An 18,951-nucleotide genomic window follows, 5' to 3' on the forward strand; every position below is an offset into this window, starting at 1 on the left:
GGGCGGATCAGTCGGCGGCCTCGTCGCACCGGTGCGCCGAGGCCTTGCCGTCGGGGCCGGCCACGAGGACGGGGCCCAGGCCGTCCTGGGAGGTGGCGAAGGCGAAGGTGCACACCAGCTGGCGGAGGGCGACGGTGGTCAGCTCCTCGACCGGGACGCGCAGGCGGATCTGCATGGTGGCCTCCTGTACGAGCTCGATGACGGGTGCCACCCGCTCCTCGGCGGGGAGTTCGGAGCGGAGCCCGGCGGCCCGCTCCAGGTCGGTGGGCCCGGCGGTCAGCAGGCGGAGCAGGTCCGGGACGGAGGGCGGTGGGGTGCGCAGGCGGTGCACCGGGGCCAGCCGTCCGCCCTTGTCCACCAGGAAGACGAGCGGGGGCCGGCTCTCCTTCTCGCTGTCGATGGTGATGGTGGCGGACCGGCCGCTCTCGATCACCTCGGTGGGTTTGATTCCGCAGCCGGCTGCCGCCAGCAGCGCGCTCGCCGCGGCGAGGGTCCGCAGCCATCTCATGTGCGCGCCTCCAAGGGCACCTCGACGGTGAACACCGCTCCCCCGGCGGCCCCGTTGGCGGCTCGCACCGTTCCGCCGTGCAGCCGGACGTTCTCCAGGGTGATGGCGAGCCCGAGACCGCTGCCCGCGGACCGGGTGCGGGCCGCGTCCGCCTTGAAGAAGCGGTCGAAGATGTGCGGCAGTACCTCGGGGGCGATGCCGGGGCCGCTGTCGGCGACCTCGAGGATCAGCCGTTCGCCGCCGCCGTCTCCGGGGTCCGGCCGGGTGTGCACCGTGACCAGGACCGGGGCGTCGCCGTGCTTGAGGGCGTTGCCGACCAGGTTGGCGAGGACCACGTCGAAGCGCCGGGAGTCCAGCCGGGCCCGGACGCCCGGGGGGAGGACGGTGCGGACCTCGCCGGGCCCCCAGTGCCGGCGCTCCAGGGTCTTGCCGACGGCCTCGGCGATGTCCACGTCGTCCAGGTTGAGTCCGGCGGCCTTGGCGTCGAACCGGGAGATCTCCATCAGGTCCTCGACGAGGACGGCGAGTTTGCCGGTCTCGGCGCTGATCAGCCGGAGTGCCTTCGCGGTGTCGGGGTCGAGGTGTTCGGCGTCCTCGTCCAGCACCTCGGTCACGGCGAGCATCCCCGCCAGCGGGGTGCGCAGTTCGTGCGAGACGTCGGCGGCGAAGCGGCGGGCCCGGGTCTCGGCCTGCCGGAGCTCGGCCACGGAGTGTTCCAGGGCGCGGGCCGTCTCGTTGAAGGTGCGGGCGAGCCCGGCGAGTTCGTCGGCGCCGCGGACCTCGATCCGGGTGTCCAGCTGCCCGCGCCCGATCCGCTGGGTGGCCCGCCGCATGTCCCGGACCGGCCGGAGCACGCTGCGGGCCGCGAGCAGGGCGGGGACGAGGGCGATGGCGAGGCCGGGCAGGGCGCCGCTGCGGGCCGCGTCGACCATCAGGGCGACGGTGGCCCGTTCGGAGATCAGCGGCATCGTGGCGTAGAAGACGATCCCGGTGGGCCGGCGGACGTCGCCGTACTCGAACATGGTCGGCATGCCCACGACCAGCGTCGGGATGCCGGTGGACGGGTCGGTCACCCGCTGGAACACCGCGGCCGGGCCGGCCGTGACCCGGGCCCGCAGTTCGTCGGTGACCAGGGAGGAGGGCCGGCCGGTGGTGGAGGCGCGGAGCGAGCCGTACTCGGCGTACACGTACCAGCCGTGCGGCGGCCTGCTGCGCTTGTTGATCTCCGCCACCATCGAGCGCAGGAAGTCCACGGTGGGGGGCAGGGTGGCCGCGGGCAGGTTCTCGACCTGGTCGCGCAGGGTGCCGACGGCGCTGTCCTGGCTCTGCTTGAGGATGGCGGTGCGCGCCTCGCGGTAGGTGAAGGCGGCCGTGGTCACCGCACTGATCACGGCGACCAGCAGGAAGGCGGCGATCAGGCGGGTGCGCAGGCCGAGCGCGCGGAAACGTATCACCGGGTCACCGGGGGCGCCGTGCTCACCAGGGGCGCCGTACCTACCGAGGGCGCCGTACTCACCGGGGGCACCGTACTCACCGCGAACGGCGCCGTCACCGTGCACGGCGCGGTCACAGCGGAAGCCGCGGTCACAGCGGGCCGAAGCGGTAGCCGAAGCCCCGCACGGTCTGGATGTAGCGCGGGCTGCCGTCCGGGTCCTCGATCTTGGTGCGGAGACGGCGGACGCAGGCGTCCACCAGCCGGGCGTCCGCGTGGTAGCTGTGCTCCCACACGTACTCCAGGAGCTGCTGCCGGCTGAAGACCTGCTCGGGCGAGGCCGACAGGTGCAGCAGCAGCTTGAGCTCGCTGGGGGCGAGGGCGACGCGCTCGCCGTCCTTGGCGACGGTCAGGCCGGACCGGTCGATGGCGAGTTCGCCGTGGAAGTCGATCTCGGGGCGGCCGGTCGGGTCGGTGAGCCGGCGCAGCACTGCCTTGATGCGGGCCTCGATGACCTCGGTGCGGGCGGGTTTGACGATGTAGTCGTCGGCTCCGGCCTCCAGGCCGACGACCACGTCGAAGTCGTCGCCGCGCGCGGTCAGCATGATGATCGGGATCTGGCTGGTGTCGCGGATCCGGCGGCACACCTGGACCCCGTTGATACCGGGCAGCATCAGGTCGAGCAGCACCAGTTCGGGGCGGAAGCCGGGCAGCAGGGCGAGGCCCTCCTCGCCGGTCTCGGCGGCGCTCACCTCGTGGCCGCGGCGGCGCAGGCCGAGACCGACCCCTTCTCGTACGGAGGGGTCGTCCTCTATCAGGAGTACGCGTGGCATCGGGTCAGTATCCCAGCAGTCTCGGCCGACTCCGCCTAGCGGCCGAGGCGGCGGCGCAGGGAGTCCAGCAGGTCGGTGATCTCGGTCAGGCGCAGTGGCCGTGCGAGGAGCACGACGACCAGGGCGAGGACCGCGGTTCCCGTGGCGAGGGCCGCGAGGTTGCCGAGACCGTCGGCGGCGCGGGCGGCCGCCCAGCCGGCCGCGGCGGCCGGGATGCTCGCGGCCAGCAGCCGCAGGTGGGTGCGCAGGGCCGTGGTGCGGCGCTCCATGCGGGTGCCGCCGCGGGGGCCGAGCCGTCGGGCGAGGGTGTACGCGGTGACGGCGCAGCCCGCGATCAGCGCGAGCGAGTAGGCCCCGGCCATGCCGGTGACGGCCCAGCGGGCGGGCAGCAGCCAGTAGGCGGCCGCGGAGAGCGCGGCGTTCAGGGCGGCGATCACCAGGTTGAGGAAGAACGGGGTCCGGGTGTCCGAGAGGGCGTAGAACCCGCGGGAGAGGACGTACTGGCCGGAGAAGGCGATCAGGCCGGGCGCGAAGGCGGCCAGCATGCCGGCCATCACCTCGATGTCGGCGGCGCCGGTGCGCCCGTACTCGAAGACGCTGCCCATGACCCAGGGGGCGAGCGCGGCGAACAGGCAGGCGGCGGGCACGACCAGGGCGGCGCTGGAGCGCAGGGCGTAGCCGACGTCGCGGCGGACGGCGGTGAGGTCGCCGTCGGCGGCGGCGGCGCTCATCCGGGGCATCAGGGCGGTGACCAGGGAGACGGTGATGATGCCCTGCGGGACGATCCACAGCTGGTAGGCGTTGCTGTAGGCGGTGTAGCCCGCGCCGCCGGCGAGGCCGGCTTCCACGGCCTGCGCTCCGGTGGTGGTGGAGAGCCGGGTCACCACCCAGTAGGCGATCTGGTTGGTGAGGACCAGCATGACCAGCCAGCCGGCGTTGCGCAGGGGGCGGGCCAGGCCGCTGCCCCGCCAGTCGAAGCGGGGGCGCCAGCGGAACCGGGCCGCGCGCAGCGAGGGGATCAGGGCGAGGGCCTGGAGGGCGATGCCGGCGGTGGTGCCGATGCCCAGGAGCCGGGTCTCGGCGGCCGTCAGGCCGTCCGAGGCGTCGTGCGCGAGGTACAGGAAGAGCCCGAAGACGCCGATGATCACGAAGTTGTTGAGGACCGGGGTCCACATCATCGCGCCGAACCGGCCGCGGGCGTTGAGCACTTGGCCGAGCAGGGTGAACAGGCCGTAGAAGAGGATCTGCGGCAGGCAGTAGCGGGCCAGGGCGACGGTGGTGCTCGCCTGTGCGCCGTCGTAGTCGGTGTACGCGGCGACGAGCAGGGGCGCGGCGAGCACGGCGGCCGCGGTGAGCACCAGGAGGGCGGCGGTGCAGGCGGTCAGCAGCCGGTCGGTGTAGGCCTGGCCGCCATCGCGGTGCTCCTTGGCGGCGCGCACCAGTTCGGGCACGAAGACCGCGTTGAGGGCGCCGCCGATGAGCAGCATGTACAGGATGTTCGGGACGGTGTTGGCGACGGCGTAGCTGTCGCCGAGCAGGCCGGTGCCGAGGGCGGCGACGACCACGGCGGAGCGGATGAAGCCGGTGGCGCGGGAGACGATCGAGCCGGCCGCCATGAGCGCGCCGCTGCGCAGCACCGAGGTCTTCTTCGGTGCTGCGGCTTCGGCGTCCCCGGGCTGCCGGGCCTGCCCGTCCGCGGGCAGGGTTGCGGTGTCCGTCACCGGCGGGCCAGGTAGGCCTGGAAGGCCTTGTAGAGCGCGGTGTTGGCGTATCCGTCCATCGGGGTCTCCCACTCGCCGAGGGTTTCGACGATCTGCCCGCCGGTGCCGAGCTTCCAGCGCAGCAGTCCGAACGAGCGTTCGTCGGGGTCGAGGGTGGAGGGTACCCCGCGCATGTCGTACTCGTCCGCTCCGAGGGCGTGGGCGTCGCACATCATGCGCCACTGCAAGGCGTTGCTCGGGCGAACTTCGCGGCGGTGGTCGGCGGAGGCACCGGTCTGGTACCAGACCCGCCGGCCGGCCGTGATCATGGTGTGGGCGGCGAGGATCTCGCCCTGGTGGGTGGCCAGGTAGAGCCGCATCCGGCCGGGTGCCTCGGCGTTCAGGACCTCGTACTGCTGCTGGTAGTAGCCGAGGGAGCGGCCGAGGGCGAAGCCGTCGCGTTCCTCGGTGATCCGCAGCAGCCGGTAGAACTCGGGGAGGTCGGCGGCGGTGCCGAGGACCGTCTGCACTCCGGCCTTCTCGGCCTTGCGCACGTTGCGGCGCCATTCCTGGTTGAGGCCGGACCACAGGTCGTCGAGGGAGCGGCCGGCCAGCGGAACCCGGAAGACGTGGCGGGGCTGGGCGTCGCCGTCGTCCTCGCCGCCGCAGCGCTTCCAGCCGCGGGTGCGCAGCCGGTCGGCGACGGCGGTGCCGAGCGGGTCGACCTCGGTGGCGAGGACGTCGGATATCTGCCGGCCGGGGCCGGTGGCGGCCTTGGCGGTGGCGGCGTCCCAGCGGCGGTAGGCGGGGGTGGGGCCGATCCGGACGGCGAAGGCGCCGGCCGCCCGGAGGTGGCGCTTGAGCGGGGTCAGCCAGCGGTCGATGTGCGGATCGGACCAGTCGGCGACGGGGCCTTCGGGAAGGTAGGCGAAGTATTTGCGGGTGCCGGGGAATTGGCGATAGAGAACGAGGGCGCCACCGAGGAGCTCACCGGTGGGCGAGTGCCATCCCACCCTCTCCGAGCGCCAGAGGTCCTTCACGCCGGCCCAGGAGGGGTACTGCAGGAAGCTGGCCTGCCGGTGCTGCGAGAGGAACCACTGGTATTCGGGGACGGACAGGGTGCGGACCGCGAGCTCCCGGTCGAGCTCCTGCGGGGCGGGGTTCACAAGCAGTGCACACACGGCTTTCGGCCTTCCGGTACGTCCTACGGGGTGGTGCACAGGACTCTCACAGCGGTCCATGACCGAAGTGCGCGGCGATTGTGACCGGATGATGACCGTTCTGCTGCGGTCCATGTCACAAGCCATCTCCGGATTTTTTCGCCGGATTCCGCAACCTAAAGTCGCTCCGTTCGCTCCTACTTTGCGGACGCTCATTACTTCGGAGGGGTTTTCGTTGAGCCGCACACGCCGTACCGCACGTCACGCCGCCATGGCGGGCGCAGCCTTGTTGGCCGCCACCCTGACCGCCTGCTCGGGCGGCTCGGGCGGGTCCGGCGGCTCGGACGGCGGCGCCGGCGACGCGAAGATGAAGAAGAAGCCGGACATGGCGGTCTCGGTGAACCTGGCCGGGGACCAGGTGAAGGCCGGCGAGCCGGTCAAGGTGACGCTCGCCGAGGGGAAGCTCTCCGAGGTGAAGGTGACGGACGCCAAGGGCGGGGAGCTGGTCGGGCAGATATCCCCGGACGGCAGGACCTGGACCTCCGAGCGAAACGCCGCGCCGGGCACGGAGTACAAGGTGGAGGCCCGGAACACCGACAGCCAGAGCGCGAGCACCCGGTTCAAGACCAGCGCCGCGGACAAGGTGAACAAGGTCTCGATCTTCCCGGGCAAGAACTCCACGGTGGGCGTCGCCCAGCCGATCTCGCTGGTCTTCGACAACCCGGTGAAGAACAAGGCCGAGGTGGAGAAGCTCCTGAAGGTGACCACCTCGAACAACACCGAGGGCTCCTGGGGCTGGATGACGGACTACTCGGGCAACGACCGGGTCGACTGGCGGCCGAAGGAGTACTGGAAGTCCGGCACCGAGGTGAAGGTGCAGATGGACCTCAACGGCGTGAACTCCGGTCAGGGCGGCGGCTACTTCGTCCGCGACTACAACACCGAGTTCAAGATCGGCAAGGACCGCCGGCTGAAGGTGGATCTCAACACCAAGCAGATGACGGTGACCGAGGACGGCCAGACGGTGAAGACCATCCCGGTCTCCGCGGGCACGCCCGGCGGCCAGAAGGCGTCCTGGTCGGGGAAGATGGCGCTGATGTCGAAGGAGGGCACCATCCGGATGAACTCCGAGACGGTCGGCCTGGGCGACGCCTACGACAAGATGGTCAAGTACTCGATGCGAGTGACCTGGTCCGGCATGTACATCCACGCCGCCCCGTGGAACGCCGGCAACTTCGGTCGCGCCAACGCCAGTTCCGGCTGCGTGGGGATGAGCGACACCAACGCCGCCGCGCTGTTCGGCATGGCCCAGGTCGGCGACCTCGTCGAGGTGACGGGCAGTGGCTCCAAGGGCGATGCCAAGCTCGGCAACGGGTACACCCAGTGGAACCTGAGCTGGGACCAGTGGAAGGCCAAGAGCGCCCTGACCGGCGCCCAGCAGAACGGCTGAGCCGTCCTGACTTCTGTTCAATCGTTACCTGCACGTAACTTACCCATGGGTTACTTCCGGTAAGCCGCTCCCGTTACCGTCGGGTCACTTTGACGACCCGGCACACACGAGGAGCGATTGATGGCCCGCACCCCCACCGCCGCGACCGTGACGGCGCTCCTGGCCGCGGCCGCCCTGGGCCTGGCCCCCCACCAGGCCCAGGCGGCGCCCGCCGCCACCGCGGCTGCCGGAACGACCGCGCAGTCGGAGCTCCGGTTCCACGACATCTCCGGCTCCGGCGGCATCACGCTCAAGGGCAACGTCTTCACCCCGGCCGGCGCGAAGGCCGGCCAGAAGTACCCCCTGATCGTCTTCCCCACCAGCTGGGGCATGCCGCAGATCGAATACATCGCCCAGGCCAAGAAGCTGGCCGACTCCGGCTACGTGGTGGTGAGTTACACCTCGCGCGGCTTCTGGCTGTCGGGCGGGCAGATCGAGGTCGCGGGCCCGGCCGACGTCGCCGACGTCTCCGCGGTCATCGACTGGGCCCTGGCCACCGCCCCCGCCGACCCGGCCCGCATCGGCGTGGGCGGAGTCAGCTACGGCGCCGGCATCAGCCTGATGGCCTCGGCCCACGACAGCCGCATCAAGGCCGTGGTGGCCATGAGCGGCTGGGCCGACCTGATCGAGTCCATCTACTCCGGCCGCACCCAGCACCTCCAGGCCGCCGCCATGCTCGGCGCCGCCGGCTACCTCACCGGCCGCCCCGGCCCCGAACTCCAGCGGATCCTCGGCGACTTCCTCGGCTCCAACCTCGACAAGGAGCAGGAGATGATCGAGTGGGGGCGCAAGCGCTCCCCCGTCGCCCAGATCGACAGGATCAACGCCAACGGCGCCGCCGTCATGCTCGGCAACGCCTGGGGCGACACCCTCTTCCCGCCCAACCAGTACGCGGCCTTCTACGAGAAGCTCACCGGCCCCAAGCGCCTGGAGTTCCGCCCCGGCGACCACGCCACCGCCGAGGCCACCGGCCTGCTCGGCCTGCCCAACGACACCTGGACCAGCGCCCACCGCTGGTTCGACCGCCACCTCAAGGGCACCGACAACGGCATCGACCGCGAGCTGCCGGTCCAGCTGAAGTCCCGTACCGCCGAAGGAGACGAGGACTACGAAGGCTATACGGACTGGAAATCGGTCGGCGCGGCCGGCACCGAGAAGCTCCTGCTGAACGACTCCGAGCACGTGTGGGCCAACATCGACTCCGGTGCCAACGGCGGCATCCTGCTGCTGTCCAACCTGCTGGACCAGTTCGTCAAGGCACCGCCGATGGCCTCCGTCCCGCTGCTCCCCCGCGCCTTCGCCGCCGTCTGGCAGTCCGAGCGGTACGAGGAGGCCCGCCGCATCCGCGGCTCCGTCAAGCTGCACACCACCGTCACCCCCACCAAGGGGGACGGCACCTTCGTCGCCTACCTCTACGACGTCGGCCCCCTCGGCATCGGCAAGCTGGTCTCCAACGCCCCCCACACCTTCCACGGCAAGACCCCCGGCCAGGCCTTCGGCGTGGACCTGGAGCTCTTCTCCACCGCCTACGACGTGCCCGAGGGCCACCGGCTCGCTCTGGTCATCGACACCGTCGACCCGCTCTACATCGAGCACAACCCCGCCGGCGCACAGCTGACCTTCTCCTCGCCGCGGTCCGATCCCTCGTACGTCTCGGTCCCGCTGCGCGAACAGTGATCTCCGGCTGCTGCCGGGGCGGGGCCGCCTAGGGTTGTCCCGGCAGCACCGGCCCCGGTTCGGCCGCGGCGACGTCGACCGCCTCGGTCTTGGGGCTGCGCCGCTGGCGCCTGGCCACCCAGGTGGCGAACCAGGACAGCAGCATGCACATCCCGATGTAGATCGGCGAGATCACCATCACCACCGGGATGAACGGCAGGTCGTAGTCGAGGTTCGAGGCGATCAGCTTGCCCGCGTGCAGGAACTCCTCGTAGGTGATCAGGAAGCCGAGCGAGGTGTCCTTCAGTGCCACCACCAGCTGGCTGATGATGGCCGGCAGCATCGCCCGGCCCGCCTGCGGGGCCAGTACGTACGTCATCACCTGGGTCTTGCGCATGCCCAGCGCGTACGCCGCCTCGCGCTGCCCGCGCTCCACCGCGTTGATGCCCGTACGGAACACCTCCGCCAGCACCGAGCCGTTGTACAAGGTGAGCCCTGCCACCAGCGCGGGCAGCGGCTGGACCTTCAGCGCCACGAAGATGAAGAAGATCATCACCAGCACCGGCATGGCCCGGAAGAACTCCACGCACAGGGTGGCAAGCCAGCGCACCGGCCGGTGCCAGGACAGCCGCCCGGTCGCCAGCACCGCGCCGAGGACCAGCGACAGCACCGAGGCGTAGGCGAAGGCCTTCAGAGTGTTCCCCAGCCCCCTGAGCAGCAGCTCCTGGATCCCCGTGTACTGGAACGGCGACCACTTGGCGGCCGTGAACTGGTTGGTGTCGAACAGCAGGTAGAGGATCCAGCCGGCCAGCGCCAGGATCACCGCCGTGGAGAGGACCCCGTAGAGGAAGTGGCGGCGCTGGGCCCTGGGGCCGGGGATGTCGTAGAGGGCGGTGGACTCCAGGTCCCCGTGGAGGGTGTGGGCGGTCATCGGGCGATCCCCCAACGCTTCTCCAGCACGTTGAACAGCGCGCTGATGGACAGGGTGATGATCAGGTAGCCGACGGCGATCCAGATGAAGGTCCAGATGATGCTGTAACCGAGTTCATTGAGTGTTTTGTAGGTGCCCAGCAGCTCGGTGACGCTGAACGCGCCGGCGATCGCCGAGTTCTTGGCCAGGGCGATCAGGGTGGATCCGATGGGCGGGATCACCGAGCGGAACGCCTGCGGCAGCACCACGTCGCCGAGGGTCTGGGTGAAGGACATCCCCAGGCTGCGGGCGGCCTCGCCCTGCCCCTTGGGGACGGTGTTGATGCCCGAGCGCAGGACCTCGCAGATGAACGCCGAGGTGTAGCAGCCGAGGGCGAGGACGGCGAACAGCTGGAAGGGCAGGACCAGCCCGAACCGGGGCAGCCCGAGCAGCACCGCGAAGAAGAGCAGGGTCAGCGGGGTGTTGCGCAGGACCGTCACCCAGACCGTGCCGAACACCCGGAGGGAGCCGATCGGGGCGACCCGGAAGGAGGCCATGACGAAGCCCAGGACCAGGGCGAGCAGGGAGGCGTAGACGGTGAGTTCGACGGTGCCGAGGAAGCCCTTGCCGTAGAGCGAGAAGTTCTCGGTGAGTACGTCCATGGTGGTGCGGGCTCCCCTCAGCTCGCCGGGTAGCGGTCGATGGCGGGCGGCTGCGGGGCGGGCACGCCGGACAGGCCGAGCGTCGCCTCGTACGCCTTCTTCCAGTTGCCGTTCTTCTCGTTGGCGGCGAGGGCGTCGTCGAGGGCGAAGCGGAGGGCGTTGTCACGGCGCGGGACGCCGATGCCGTAGGGCTCCTCGGAGAAGGGCTTGCCGACGACCTTGAGCTCCTCGGGGACCTTGGCCGCGTATCCGAGGAGGATCGAGTCGTCCGTGGAGACCGCGTCGACCTGGTACGTCAGCAGGTTGTCGACGCAGACCGAGTACGTGTCGTAGGCGACCAGGACGGCCTTGGGGTACTCCCGCTGCAGCCGCTGGTAGGGGGTGGAGCCGGCGGCGGAGCAGACCCGCTTGCCCGCGAGGTCCTGGGGGCCGTTGATGCCGGTCTCGTCGCGGCGGACCAGCAGGGACTGTCCGGCCAGGTAGTAGGGGCCGGCGAAGCCGACCTGCTTCTTGCGGTTGTCGTTGATGGTGTAGGTGCCGACGTAGTAGTCGATCTGGCCGTTCTGCAGGGCGGTCTCGCGGTTGGCCGAGGCGACGGTCTTGAACTCGATCTTCTTCGGGTCGAAGCCGAGGGAGGCGGCCATCATCCTGGCGATCTCGATGTCGAAGCCGGAGTAGCCGCCGCCGGCCGGGTCCTTCTCGCCCAGGTACGGCTGGTCCTCCTTGACCCCGACCACCAGCCGGCCGCGCCGCTTGGCGCGCTCCCAGGTGGGCGAGGCGGGCAGGCTGAAGCCGGTGGCGACCTGGTAGACGGGCAGGTCCTCGGGCTGCGGCCCCTTGACGGGCGGGCTGCCCTCCTTGCCGCAGCCGGTGACGGCCGCGAGCAGGGCGAGGAGGAGGACCAGGAGGAGGCCGGGCAGGCGCGCGAGCCGGCGGGAAGCGGGCAGGCGGGAACCGCGGGTCGTGGTCATGTGTCCGCGGCCCTTCAGTGCTTGAGGATCTTGGAGAGGAAGTCCCTGGCCCGGTCGCTCTCCGGAGCGGTGAAGAACTCCTCCGGGGTGCGGTCCTCGACGATCCTGCCGTCGGCCATGAACACGACGCGGTTGGCCGCGGAGCGGGCGAAGCCCATCTCGTGGGTGACCACGACCATGGTCATCCCGTCCCGGGCGAGCTGCTGCATGACCTCCAGCACCTCGTTGATCATCTCGGGGTCGAGGGCCGAGGTGGGCTCGTCGAAGAGGAGCGCCTTGGGGTCCATGGCGAGGGCGCGGGCGATGGCCACCCGCTGCTGCTGGCCGCCGGAGAGCTGGGCGGGGAACTTCGCCGCCTGCGAGGCGAGGCCGACCCGCTCCAGGAGTTCGCGGGAGCGCTTGTCCGCCTCGTCCCTCTTGCGCTTGCGGACCTTGATCTGGGCCAGCGAGACGTTGGCGAGGACGGTCTTGTGCGCGAAGAGGTTGAAGGACTGGAAGACCATGCCGACCTCGGCGCGCAGGGCCGCGAGCTCCTTGCCCTCGGCGGGCAGCGGGTGGCCGTCGAGGAGGATGGTGCCGGATTCGATGGTCTCCAGCCGGTTGATCGCCCGGCACAGGGTGGATTTCCCGGAGCCGGAGGGGCCGATGACCACCACCACCTCCCCACGGGCGACCGTGAGGTTGATGTCTTGGAGGACGTGCAGCTTTCCGTAGTACTTGTTGACGTCCCGCAGCTCGATCAACGGATCGACGGCCATACGCTGCCCCACTTTTTGGCTGTGTCGAGGTCAGCGCAAACTATCCAGTCGGGGAAGGGCACTTCGCCTCGACACGCGTAAAAGGGGCATAAAGCCAAATGTCGCCCGTTCGAGGGACAGTCCCGGCCGACCCACGGCCGGCCCCAGGGCGGCCCCGACTTACCCCGGAGCGGCCGCGGGACGGCTCTGCATCAGCCCTCCGAGGCCTCGGCGTAGGCCTGGCAGAGCTCCGGAGAGCCGGTCATCGCCCAGGCGACGCCGGACTCCACCACGTTCAGCTCACGGCCCGAGGCCAGCCGGATCACCGGCTGGCCGTTGGGCCACACCTGCCAGCCGGAGCCGGGCACCGTCCGGATGATCACGGTGCCCAGGTAGAAGCCGGCGTCGTTGCCGAGCCAGGGAGTGACCTCCGGATCCCGGCGCCAGCGCGGCATCATCTGGTCCAGGGCCTCCAACGAGGCCGGACTCTCGTCGAGTTCCAGCCCGCCCGCCCTCGCCTGGACGCGCAGCATCTCGCACTCGGAGAACATCTCGGTCACGCCCTCGGGATCGCCCTCGAGCGCCGCGGCCAGCGCACCCTGTCCGGTCTCGTGCCGATTCAGCCAGTTGTCCAGGAAAGGGATGTTCATACCCCCCAGCGTCGCATCACACGTCGAGATCGACAACGACCGGCGCGTGATCCGAAGCGCCCTTGCCCTTGCGCTCCTCACGGTCCACGTAGGCGTCCTTGACGGCCTTCGCGAAGGCCGGGTTGCCGTAGACCAGGTCGATGCGCATGCCCTTGTTCTTGGGGAAGGCGAGCATCCGGTAGTCCCAGAAGGTGTACGGGCGGTCGTACTTGAGGGCGCGCGGCAGGACGTCGGACAGCCCGGCGGCACGCAGTGCCTCCAGCGCGGCGCGCTCGGCCGGGGTGACGTGGGTGAGGCCCGCGAAGACCGCCGGATCGTAGACGTCCTCGTCGGTCGGGGCCACGTTGAAGTCGCCGAGCACGGCGAACGGGCGCGGGCCGGCCGCGTCTTCGGCGACGGCGGCCGAGAGGGCGCGGAACCAGTCCAGCTTGTAGCCGTAGTGGTCGTGCTCGACCTCGCGGCCGTTGGGCACGTACACCGACCAGACCCGCACTCCCCCGCAGGTCGCGGAGATCGCCCGGGGCTCCTGGATCCCCTCGTAGTCGGGGCCGCCGGGCAGGCCCAGCGCCACGTCCTCCATGCCGACCCGGGAGAGCAGGGCCACCCCGTTCCACCGGCCGGTGGCGTTCACGACCGACTCGTATCCGAGCTCGCGCAGCTGGGCGGCCGGGAACTGCTCCGCGGAGCATTTGGTCTCCTGGATGCAGAGCACATCCGTGCCGGAGCTCTCCAGCCAGGCCAGCAGCCGGGGCAGCCGGGCGGTGATCGAGTTGACGTTGTACGTGGCGATACGCATACCGTCCAACCTACCGCCCGGCACCGACAGTCACAGGGCGGCCGAGTCCCCGGCCGTGAGTCGGGAGTGCGGGGCGCCGCCGAGCTTGTCGAGGGCCATGTCGTAGATGGGCCGGGCCAGGTCCGCGAGGTAGGCGTCGTGGATGTCGACGGCGCGGAGCGGCTTGACCTCGCGGACGTAGTCGATCACTTCGGAGATCTTGTTCCAGGGGGCGTGCACCGGGAGCATCAGGGTCTCCACCGGGGCGTCCGGCACGGTCAGGGCGTCGCCGGGGTGGAAGAGGGAACCGTCCACGAGGTAGCCGACATTGGTGACCCGCGGAAGGTCCGGGTGGATCACGGCGTGCAGTTCGCCGTGCACCTGCACGTCGAAGCCGGCGGCGGTGAAGGTGTCCCCGTGGCCGACGGTGTGCACCCGCCCCGGGTAGGCGGCCGACAGCTGCTCGGCGACGCTCCGCAGGGTCCACAGCGCGGCGGCCGGGTTGGCGTCGAGGGCGGCTCGCAGCCGGCCCTCGTCGAAGTGGTCCGGGTGCTCGTGCGTGACCAGCAGGGCGTCCGCGCCCAGGCCCGCGTCGGGTTCGCTGAAGGCGCCGGGGTCGATGACGAGGGTGCGCCCGGCCTTTTCCAGCTGGATGCAGGAGTGCAGCTTCTTGGTGAGCTTCATGATCCCCAGGCTAGGGGGGAAGACCCGCTCGGGGGCGGATCAGCGCGATGTCACGGGGTCGCGGTGGACACCACGTAGACCCGGGGCTGCTCCGGGTCGGTCAGGTCGACGGTGATGTCCTGGGTGGGGCGCGGGTCCGGCTGGTCGTGGGTGGTGCCGTACCACTGGTGCTCCGCGGACCAGCTCCAGCCGGCCACCCCGGCGTCCCGCTCACCGATGGAGACCCCGGGGGTGAGGGCGTCCAGGCTGGTGCCGAGCGCACCGAGGAACTCCTCGAGCTTCGTCGGCGTGGTGGTGAACTGCACGTACAGCCGGCTGGTGCGCCAGTTGTTGGTCTCGTAGAAGCCGACGCCGGTGGACCGCGCCGGGACCGGCACCTCGTAGATGCTGCGCTGGACCCGCGAGGGCCAGCCGGGGCGCACCTGGTCGGCGGCCGCCTTGGCGGCCTTGTCGCGGCCGCTGCTGCGGCTCTGCTCGGCGGAGACGGCCAGGTAGCCCGCCGGGATGCCGATCAGCAGCACGATGATGATCGCGGTGAGCCAGCGGCGGCGGACCACGTGCCGGCGGTCCTCGGCGGGGGCCGGGGCGGCGGCAGCCTCGTCGGTGGCAGGGGCGGCGGCCTGGCGGGGCAGGGTGGGGGGCGGGGTGGGAGGCGGGGTCACTGTTGTTCCTGTTCCTCGGGCCCGGTCGCTCCGCGCAGGCCCAGATAGCGTTCGTAGCGCTCGTACCGCTCGACCCGGCGGCGGTTGGCCCGGCGGAACCTGCGGGCGACCAGCCGGGCCAGGTCGGCGGCACCGACCATACCGGCCTCGGGGCCGAGCTGGGCCTTGGCGATCCGGGCCTCGGGCCGGTAGCCGCGGCCCGTCAGGTGGCGGCGGAAGGCTTCCCGGGCCGGGCCGATCAGCAGGTCGTCGGCGGCGCTGACGCCGCCGCCGATGACGAAGCAGGACGGGTCGAGGGCGGCGGCCAGGTTGGCGATGCCGACGCCGAGCCACTGGCCGATGTCCTGGAGCAGCTCGACGCACATGGCGTCGCCCTCCCGGGCCAGCTCGGTGATCAGCGGCCCGGTGATCTCCTGGACGTTCCCGCCGACCCTGGCGATGATGTTGTACGCGACCGGGGAGTCGGCGGCGGCCAGTTCGCGGGCCTCGCGGACCAGGGCGTTGCCGGAGCTGTACTGCTCCCAGCAGCCGCGGTTGCCGCAGGGGCAGCGGTGCCCGCCGGGCACGACCTGCATGTGGCCGAACTCGCCGGCCACCCCGAACTTGCCGCGTTTGACCTGGCCGTCCTCCAGGATGGCCCCGCCGATGCCGGTACCGAGGGTGATCATGACCAGGTGGTCTTCGCCGCGGCCGGCGCCGAACCGCCATTCCGCCCAGGCGGCGGTGTTGGCGTCGTTGTCGACCATCACGGGGACGGCGAGCCGGGACTGTAGGGCGTCCCGCAGCGGCTCGTCGCGCCAGGCCAGGTGGGGGGCGAAGAGCACCCGGGAGCGGTTGGCGTCCACCCAGCCGGCCGCGCCGATGCCCACGGCGTGGACGTCGTGCCGGTCGGAGAGGTCCAGCACCAGCTCGGTGATGGTGTCCTCGACGACCTTGGGGCTCTTGGACTTGTCGGGCGTCTCGGTGCGGATCTTCTCCAGGATGATGCCGTCGGCGTCGACGACCCCGGCCATCACCTTGGTGCCGCCGATGTCGATGCCTACGGTCGGCACGCGCGGGGCGGTCAGGTGCGAGCGGCGCTCCCGGGTTCCCACCGTCCGCAGCACGGTGCCGCGGGCGGACCCCCGGTGAGCGAGCGTGAAGTCCCGGTACGTGCTCATCGAGTCCTGTCGTCCGTGTCGTGCCTGTCGTCGCTGCCGCCGTCGCTTCGGCCGTCACCCGATTCTGCCACCCGGGCCAGTTCGTGGCTCAGCTCGTCGAGCTCGGATCCACCGGCCATCTGGCGGGTGAGCTCGTCCAGGGTGATGGAGTCCCGGGTGTGGGAGCCCGCCATGGTGCCGCGCTTGAGCAGGACGAACCGGTCGCCGACCAGGTGCGCGTGGTGCGGGTTGTGGGTGATGAGAACCACACCGAGTCCGGCGTCCCGGGCGGCCGCGACGTACTTGAGGACCACCCCGGACTGCTTCACGCCGAGGGCGGCGGTCGGCTCGTCCAGGACGAGGACCTTCGCGCCGAAGTACACGGCGCGGGCGATGGCCACGCACTGGCGCTCGCCGCCGGACAGGGTGCCGATGGGCTGGTCGACGTCGCGCAGGTCGATGCCCATGCGGAGCAGCTCGGCCCGGGTGGTCTCGCGCATGAACGCCACGTCGAGGCGGCGCAGCGGTCCGCGGCCCTTGACGGGTTCGGAGCCGAGGAAGAAGTTCCGCCAGACCGGCATCAGGGGGACCACGGCGAGGTCCTGGTAGACGGTGGCGATGCCGCGGTCGAGGGCGGCGCGCGGGTTGGCGAGCACGGTCTCCTCGCCCTCGATCTCGAAGCTGCCGGCGTCGTGCTGGTGCAAGCCCGCGATGATCTTGATGAGGGTGGATTTGCCGGCCCCGTTGTCGCCGAGCACACAGGTGATCTCGCCGGCCGAGACCTCCAGGGAGACCCCTTCCAGGGCCCGGATGTTGCCGTAGTACTTGCTGACGCCCGTCAGCTTCACGAGACTCACTTGGCCTCCGCCCGCTTGCGCACCCACGCGTTGAGCAGGGTGGCCAGCAGCAGCATCGCGCCGAGGAAGAACTTGAACCAGTCCGGGTTCCACTGGGCGTACACGATGCCGTTGCTGGTCATGCCGAAGATGAACGCGCCGACGGCCGAGCCGATGGCGGAGCCGTAGCCGCCGGTCATCAGACAGCCGCCGATCACGGCCGCGATGATGTACAGGAACTCGTTGCCGACGCCCTCGCCGGACTGGACCACGTCGAACGAGAAGAGGATGTGCTGGCCGGAGATCCAGGCGCACAGGGCGACGCCCATGTAGAGCCCGATGCGGGTCTTGACCACCGGCACGCCGACCGCGCGGGCCGCGTCGGCCCCGCCGCCCACGGCGAAGATCCAGTTCCCGGCCCGGGTGCGGAGCAGGATCCAGGTGGCGACGGCGACCAGCACCAGCCACCACAGGATGGTGACCTTGAGGGTCACCCCGCCCACGTTCCACTGGGAGGCGAAGAGGGCCTTGGCGGAGGGGAAGCCCTCCATGTCGCCGATGCTCTTGGTGGAGACGGAGCCGCTGATCAGCTTGGTGAAGCCGAGGTTCAGGCCGGTCAGCATCAGGAAGGTGCCGAGCGTGATGATGAAGCTGGGCAGCTTGGTGCGGGTCAGCATGAATCCGTTGAAGAATCCGATGGCGAGGGTGGCCAGCAGGGACACCCCGACGCCCACCCAGACGTTCGCGGTCATCTGGTAGCTGAACATCGAGGTGAACAGCGCCGAGGTGGTGACCATGACGCCGGCCGACAGGTCGAACTCGCCGCCGATCATCAGCAGGGCCACCGGGACCGCCATGATCCCGATGGTGGAGGCCGAGTAGAGGATGGTCGAGAGGCTGGACGCCCGGAGGAAGCTGTCGGCCGCGAAGGAGAAGAAGACGAAGACGGCGGCGGCGCCGACGACCGCGCCGAGCTCGGGGCGGCCGAGCAGCCGCCGGACCAGGGAGACCGGTGCCAGCCGCTCGTCGGCGGTATGGACGGCCGCGCTCATCGGGTCACCCGCTTGATGTACTCCTCCAGCTCGGCCGCCTCGTCCTTGGTGACGATCTGCGGTCCGGTGAGCACCGGGCGGCCGCCGCCGAGCGTGTTGGCGTTGTAGCGGTAGAGCCAGAGCAGGTCCACGGCCTCGTAGCCCTGGAGGTAGGGCTGCTGGTCGACGGCGAAGCCGAGGGCGCCGGACTTCAGGTCGCGGGCGACGGATTCGTTGAGGTCGAAGGTGTCGACCTCGGCCTTGCTGCCGGCCGCGTCCTTGGCCTTGACGGCGGTGGGTGCGAAGGGCGCGCCCAGGGTGAGTACGGCGTCGACACCGGGGTCGGCCTGGAGTTTCGCCTGGATGGCGGCCTGGACGGAGGGCATGTTGGTGCCTTCGACGTACAGGTTCTCCAGGGTGCCGTCGAAGGTCTTCTTCGCTCCGGCGCAGCGCTGCTCGTGGCCGACGTTGCCCTGTTCGTGCAGGACGCAGACGGCCTTCTTGCGGCCGCGCTTGGTCAGCTCGGTGCCGACGGCCTCGCCCGCGATCTCCTCGTCCTGCCCGATGTGGGTGAGGGCGCCGTACTCCTCGGACTGGGCGGAGCCGGAGTTCACGGTGATCACCGGGATGCCGGCCTTGGCGGCCTTGGCGAGGACGTCCTTGAGGGCCTCGGGCTTGGCGAGGCTGACGATGATGCCGTCGACCTTCTGGTCGATGGCGTTCTGGACGTACTGCGCCTGCTGCTGCGCCTGGTCGTCGTGCGAGTAGGTGAAGTTGATGTTGTCCTTGGCCGCGGCCTCCTTGGCGCCCTTCTGGACGATGTCCCAGAAGGTGTCGCCATCGCCCGCGTGGGTGACCATCGCGAAGGTCCAGCGCGGGGTGGAAACGGCCGGCCGGCCCTGTGCGGCCGCCTTGGCCCGCTCCTCGGCGCGCTTGCCGCCGGTGCTGCTGCAGCCGGCGAGGGAGGCCCCCACTGCCGCGGCGAGCACGGCGCCCATGATGCGTGCCCCTGTCCGAACCCTAGCCACGTCCCCGTGCCATCCCTTCACAGCGCCGATCCCGAAGCGGCGCCCTGTGCGCCCTGTGCGCCCTGTGCGCATGCCCGGTCATTCGAAT

19 protein-coding genes are annotated in these 18,951 nt (G+C 70.7%); 2 read left to right on the plus strand and 17 right to left on the minus strand.

Annotated features, from left to right (window positions below):
• Nucleotides 1–7: 7 nt before the first annotated feature.
• From AB0447_RS11850 to AB0447_RS11870, 5 genes are all read right to left on the minus strand, one after another.
• Nucleotides 8–508 carry a hypothetical protein gene (locus tag AB0447_RS11850; protein WP_366476440.1) on the minus strand — a complete coding sequence of 167 codons (501 nt, stop codon included), beginning with the start codon at nucleotides 506–508 and terminating at the stop codon, nucleotides 8–10.
• The gene (locus tag AB0447_RS11855) at nucleotides 505–1,962 is read right to left on the minus strand and encodes an ATP-binding protein (protein WP_366476441.1); all 1,458 of its coding nucleotides are present in this window, start codon (nucleotides 1,960–1,962) and stop codon (nucleotides 505–507) included. Before AB0447_RS11855 ends, AB0447_RS11850 begins: the two co-directional genes overlap by 4 nt.
• A 130-nt stretch (nucleotides 1,963–2,092) precedes the next feature.
• A complete protein-coding gene (locus AB0447_RS11860) occupies nucleotides 2,093–2,773 on the minus strand; it encodes a response regulator transcription factor (RefSeq protein WP_366476442.1) in 681 nt (226 codons plus the stop codon).
• A 35-nt stretch (nucleotides 2,774–2,808) separates the two neighbouring features.
• On the minus strand, nucleotides 2,809–4,410 hold the full coding sequence (gene murJ, locus AB0447_RS11865) for a murein biosynthesis integral membrane protein MurJ (protein WP_366476581.1): 1,602 nt from the start codon (nucleotides 4,408–4,410) through the stop codon (nucleotides 2,809–2,811).
• A gap of 80 nt (nucleotides 4,411–4,490) precedes the next feature.
• A complete protein-coding gene (locus AB0447_RS11870) occupies nucleotides 4,491–5,654 on the minus strand; it encodes a peptidoglycan bridge formation glycyltransferase FemA/FemB family protein (protein ID WP_366476443.1) in 1,164 nt (387 codons plus the stop codon).
• A 250-nt stretch (nucleotides 5,655–5,904) separates the two neighbouring features.
• Between AB0447_RS11870 and AB0447_RS11875 the strand changes: the two genes are divergently transcribed.
• Nucleotides 5,905–7,083: an Ig-like domain-containing protein gene (locus tag AB0447_RS11875; RefSeq protein WP_366476582.1), complete on the plus strand. Its 1,179-nt coding sequence runs from the start codon at nucleotides 5,905–5,907 to the stop codon at nucleotides 7,081–7,083.
• Nucleotides 7,084–7,203: 120 nt separating this feature from the next.
• On the plus strand, nucleotides 7,204–8,799 hold the full coding sequence (locus AB0447_RS11880) for a CocE/NonD family hydrolase (protein ID WP_366476444.1): 1,596 nt from the start codon (nucleotides 7,204–7,206) through the stop codon (nucleotides 8,797–8,799).
• A 28-nt stretch (nucleotides 8,800–8,827) separates the two neighbouring features.
• Here AB0447_RS11880 and AB0447_RS11885 read toward each other — a convergent pair whose 3' ends face one another.
• The 12 genes from AB0447_RS11885 to AB0447_RS11940 all read right to left on the minus strand — a co-directional run bounded on the left by AB0447_RS11885 (nucleotide 8,828) and on the right by AB0447_RS11940 (nucleotide 18,833).
• Nucleotides 8,828–9,709, minus strand: a complete 882-nt coding sequence (locus AB0447_RS11885) for an amino acid ABC transporter permease (protein WP_366476445.1) — start codon at nucleotides 9,707–9,709, stop codon at nucleotides 8,828–8,830.
• The gene (locus tag AB0447_RS11890; protein WP_366476446.1) at nucleotides 9,706–10,350 is read right to left on the minus strand and encodes an amino acid ABC transporter permease; all 645 of its coding nucleotides are present in this window, start codon (nucleotides 10,348–10,350) and stop codon (nucleotides 9,706–9,708) included. Before AB0447_RS11890 ends, AB0447_RS11885 begins: the two co-directional genes overlap by 4 nt.
• A gap of 17 nt (nucleotides 10,351–10,367) precedes the next feature.
• A complete protein-coding gene (locus AB0447_RS11895; RefSeq protein WP_366476447.1) occupies nucleotides 10,368–11,321 on the minus strand; it encodes a glutamate ABC transporter substrate-binding protein in 954 nt (317 codons plus the stop codon).
• Between the two features lie 14 nt (nucleotides 11,322–11,335).
• Nucleotides 11,336–12,079, minus strand: a complete 744-nt coding sequence (locus AB0447_RS11900; protein WP_366476448.1) for an amino acid ABC transporter ATP-binding protein — start codon at nucleotides 12,077–12,079, stop codon at nucleotides 11,336–11,338.
• A gap of 191 nt (nucleotides 12,080–12,270) precedes the next feature.
• Nucleotides 12,271–12,708 carry a DUF6278 family protein gene (locus AB0447_RS11905; RefSeq protein WP_366476449.1) on the minus strand — a complete coding sequence of 146 codons (438 nt, stop codon included), beginning with the start codon at nucleotides 12,706–12,708 and terminating at the stop codon, nucleotides 12,271–12,273.
• A 16-nt stretch (nucleotides 12,709–12,724) separates the two neighbouring features.
• Nucleotides 12,725–13,504 (minus strand): exodeoxyribonuclease III, encoded by a 780-nt coding sequence (locus tag AB0447_RS11910; RefSeq protein ID WP_366476450.1) that lies wholly within the window; start codon nucleotides 13,502–13,504, stop codon nucleotides 12,725–12,727.
• 30 nt (nucleotides 13,505–13,534) lie between these two features.
• Nucleotides 13,535–14,167, minus strand: a complete 633-nt coding sequence (locus AB0447_RS11915; protein WP_366476451.1) for an MBL fold metallo-hydrolase — start codon at nucleotides 14,165–14,167, stop codon at nucleotides 13,535–13,537.
• A 50-nt stretch (nucleotides 14,168–14,217) separates the two neighbouring features.
• The gene (locus AB0447_RS11920; protein ID WP_366476583.1) at nucleotides 14,218–14,799 is read right to left on the minus strand and encodes a hypothetical protein; all 582 of its coding nucleotides are present in this window, start codon (nucleotides 14,797–14,799) and stop codon (nucleotides 14,218–14,220) included.
• A 26-nt stretch (nucleotides 14,800–14,825) separates the two neighbouring features.
• The gene (locus AB0447_RS11925; protein WP_366476452.1) at nucleotides 14,826–15,989 is read right to left on the minus strand and encodes an ROK family glucokinase; all 1,164 of its coding nucleotides are present in this window, start codon (nucleotides 15,987–15,989) and stop codon (nucleotides 14,826–14,828) included.
• On the minus strand, nucleotides 15,986–16,825 hold the full coding sequence (locus AB0447_RS11930) for an ATP-binding cassette domain-containing protein (RefSeq protein WP_366476453.1): 840 nt from the start codon (nucleotides 16,823–16,825) through the stop codon (nucleotides 15,986–15,988). The genes AB0447_RS11925 and AB0447_RS11930 overlap by 4 nt, the downstream gene beginning before the upstream one ends.
• Nucleotides 16,822–17,856 carry an ABC transporter permease gene (locus tag AB0447_RS11935; protein WP_366476454.1) on the minus strand — a complete coding sequence of 345 codons (1,035 nt, stop codon included), beginning with the start codon at nucleotides 17,854–17,856 and terminating at the stop codon, nucleotides 16,822–16,824. The genes AB0447_RS11930 and AB0447_RS11935 overlap by 4 nt, the downstream gene beginning before the upstream one ends.
• Nucleotides 17,853–18,833, minus strand: a complete 981-nt coding sequence (locus AB0447_RS11940; protein WP_366476455.1) for a sugar ABC transporter substrate-binding protein — start codon at nucleotides 18,831–18,833, stop codon at nucleotides 17,853–17,855. Before AB0447_RS11940 ends, AB0447_RS11935 begins: the two co-directional genes overlap by 4 nt.
• Nucleotides 18,834–18,951 lie beyond the last annotated feature (118 nt).

Origin of the sequence: Streptomyces sp. NPDC051211 (assembly GCF_040689505.1) — a bacterium.
Classification (GTDB): Bacteria; Actinomycetota; Actinomycetes; order Streptomycetales; family Streptomycetaceae; genus Streptomyces.

What these genes read in the sequence shown, in the direction of transcription:
- AB0447_RS11915 (WP_366476451.1), bottom strand. Translation starts at nt 14,167, where the DNA reads ATGAAGCTCACCAAGAAGCTGCACTCCTGCATCCAGCTGGAAAAGGCC.
- AB0447_RS11905 (WP_366476449.1), bottom strand. Translation starts at nt 12,708, where the DNA reads ATGAACATCCCTTTCCTGGACAACTGGCTGAATCGGCACGAGACCGGA.
- AB0447_RS11860 (WP_366476442.1), bottom strand. Translation starts at nt 2,773, where the DNA reads ATGCCACGCGTACTCCTGATAGAGGACGACCCCTCCGTACGAGAAGGG.
- AB0447_RS11925 (WP_366476452.1), bottom strand. Translation starts at nt 15,989, where the DNA reads ATGAGCACGTACCGGGACTTCACGCTCGCTCACCGGGGGTCCGCCCGC.
- AB0447_RS11850 (WP_366476440.1), bottom strand. Translation starts at nt 508, where the DNA reads ATGAGATGGCTGCGGACCCTCGCCGCGGCGAGCGCGCTGCTGGCGGCA.
- AB0447_RS11895 (WP_366476447.1), bottom strand. Translation starts at nt 11,321, where the DNA reads ATGACCACGACCCGCGGTTCCCGCCTGCCCGCTTCCCGCCGGCTCGCG.
- AB0447_RS11885 (WP_366476445.1), bottom strand. Translation starts at nt 9,709, where the DNA reads ATGACCGCCCACACCCTCCACGGGGACCTGGAGTCCACCGCCCTCTAC.
- AB0447_RS11940 (WP_366476455.1), bottom strand. Translation starts at nt 18,833, where the DNA reads ATGGGCGCCGTGCTCGCCGCGGCAGTGGGGGCCTCCCTCGCCGGCTGC.
- AB0447_RS11935 (WP_366476454.1), bottom strand. Translation starts at nt 17,856, where the DNA reads ATGAGCGCGGCCGTCCATACCGCCGACGAGCGGCTGGCACCGGTCTCC.
- AB0447_RS11875 (WP_366476582.1), top strand. Translation starts at nt 5,905, where the DNA reads ATGGCGGGCGCAGCCTTGTTGGCCGCCACCCTGACCGCCTGCTCGGGC.
- AB0447_RS11910 (WP_366476450.1), bottom strand. Translation starts at nt 13,504, where the DNA reads ATGCGTATCGCCACGTACAACGTCAACTCGATCACCGCCCGGCTGCCC.
- AB0447_RS11890 (WP_366476446.1), bottom strand. Translation starts at nt 10,350, where the DNA reads ATGGACGTACTCACCGAGAACTTCTCGCTCTACGGCAAGGGCTTCCTC.
- AB0447_RS11900 (WP_366476448.1), bottom strand. Translation starts at nt 12,079, where the DNA reads ATGGCCGTCGATCCGTTGATCGAGCTGCGGGACGTCAACAAGTACTAC.
- AB0447_RS11880 (WP_366476444.1), top strand. Translation starts at nt 7,204, where the DNA reads ATGGCCCGCACCCCCACCGCCGCGACCGTGACGGCGCTCCTGGCCGCG.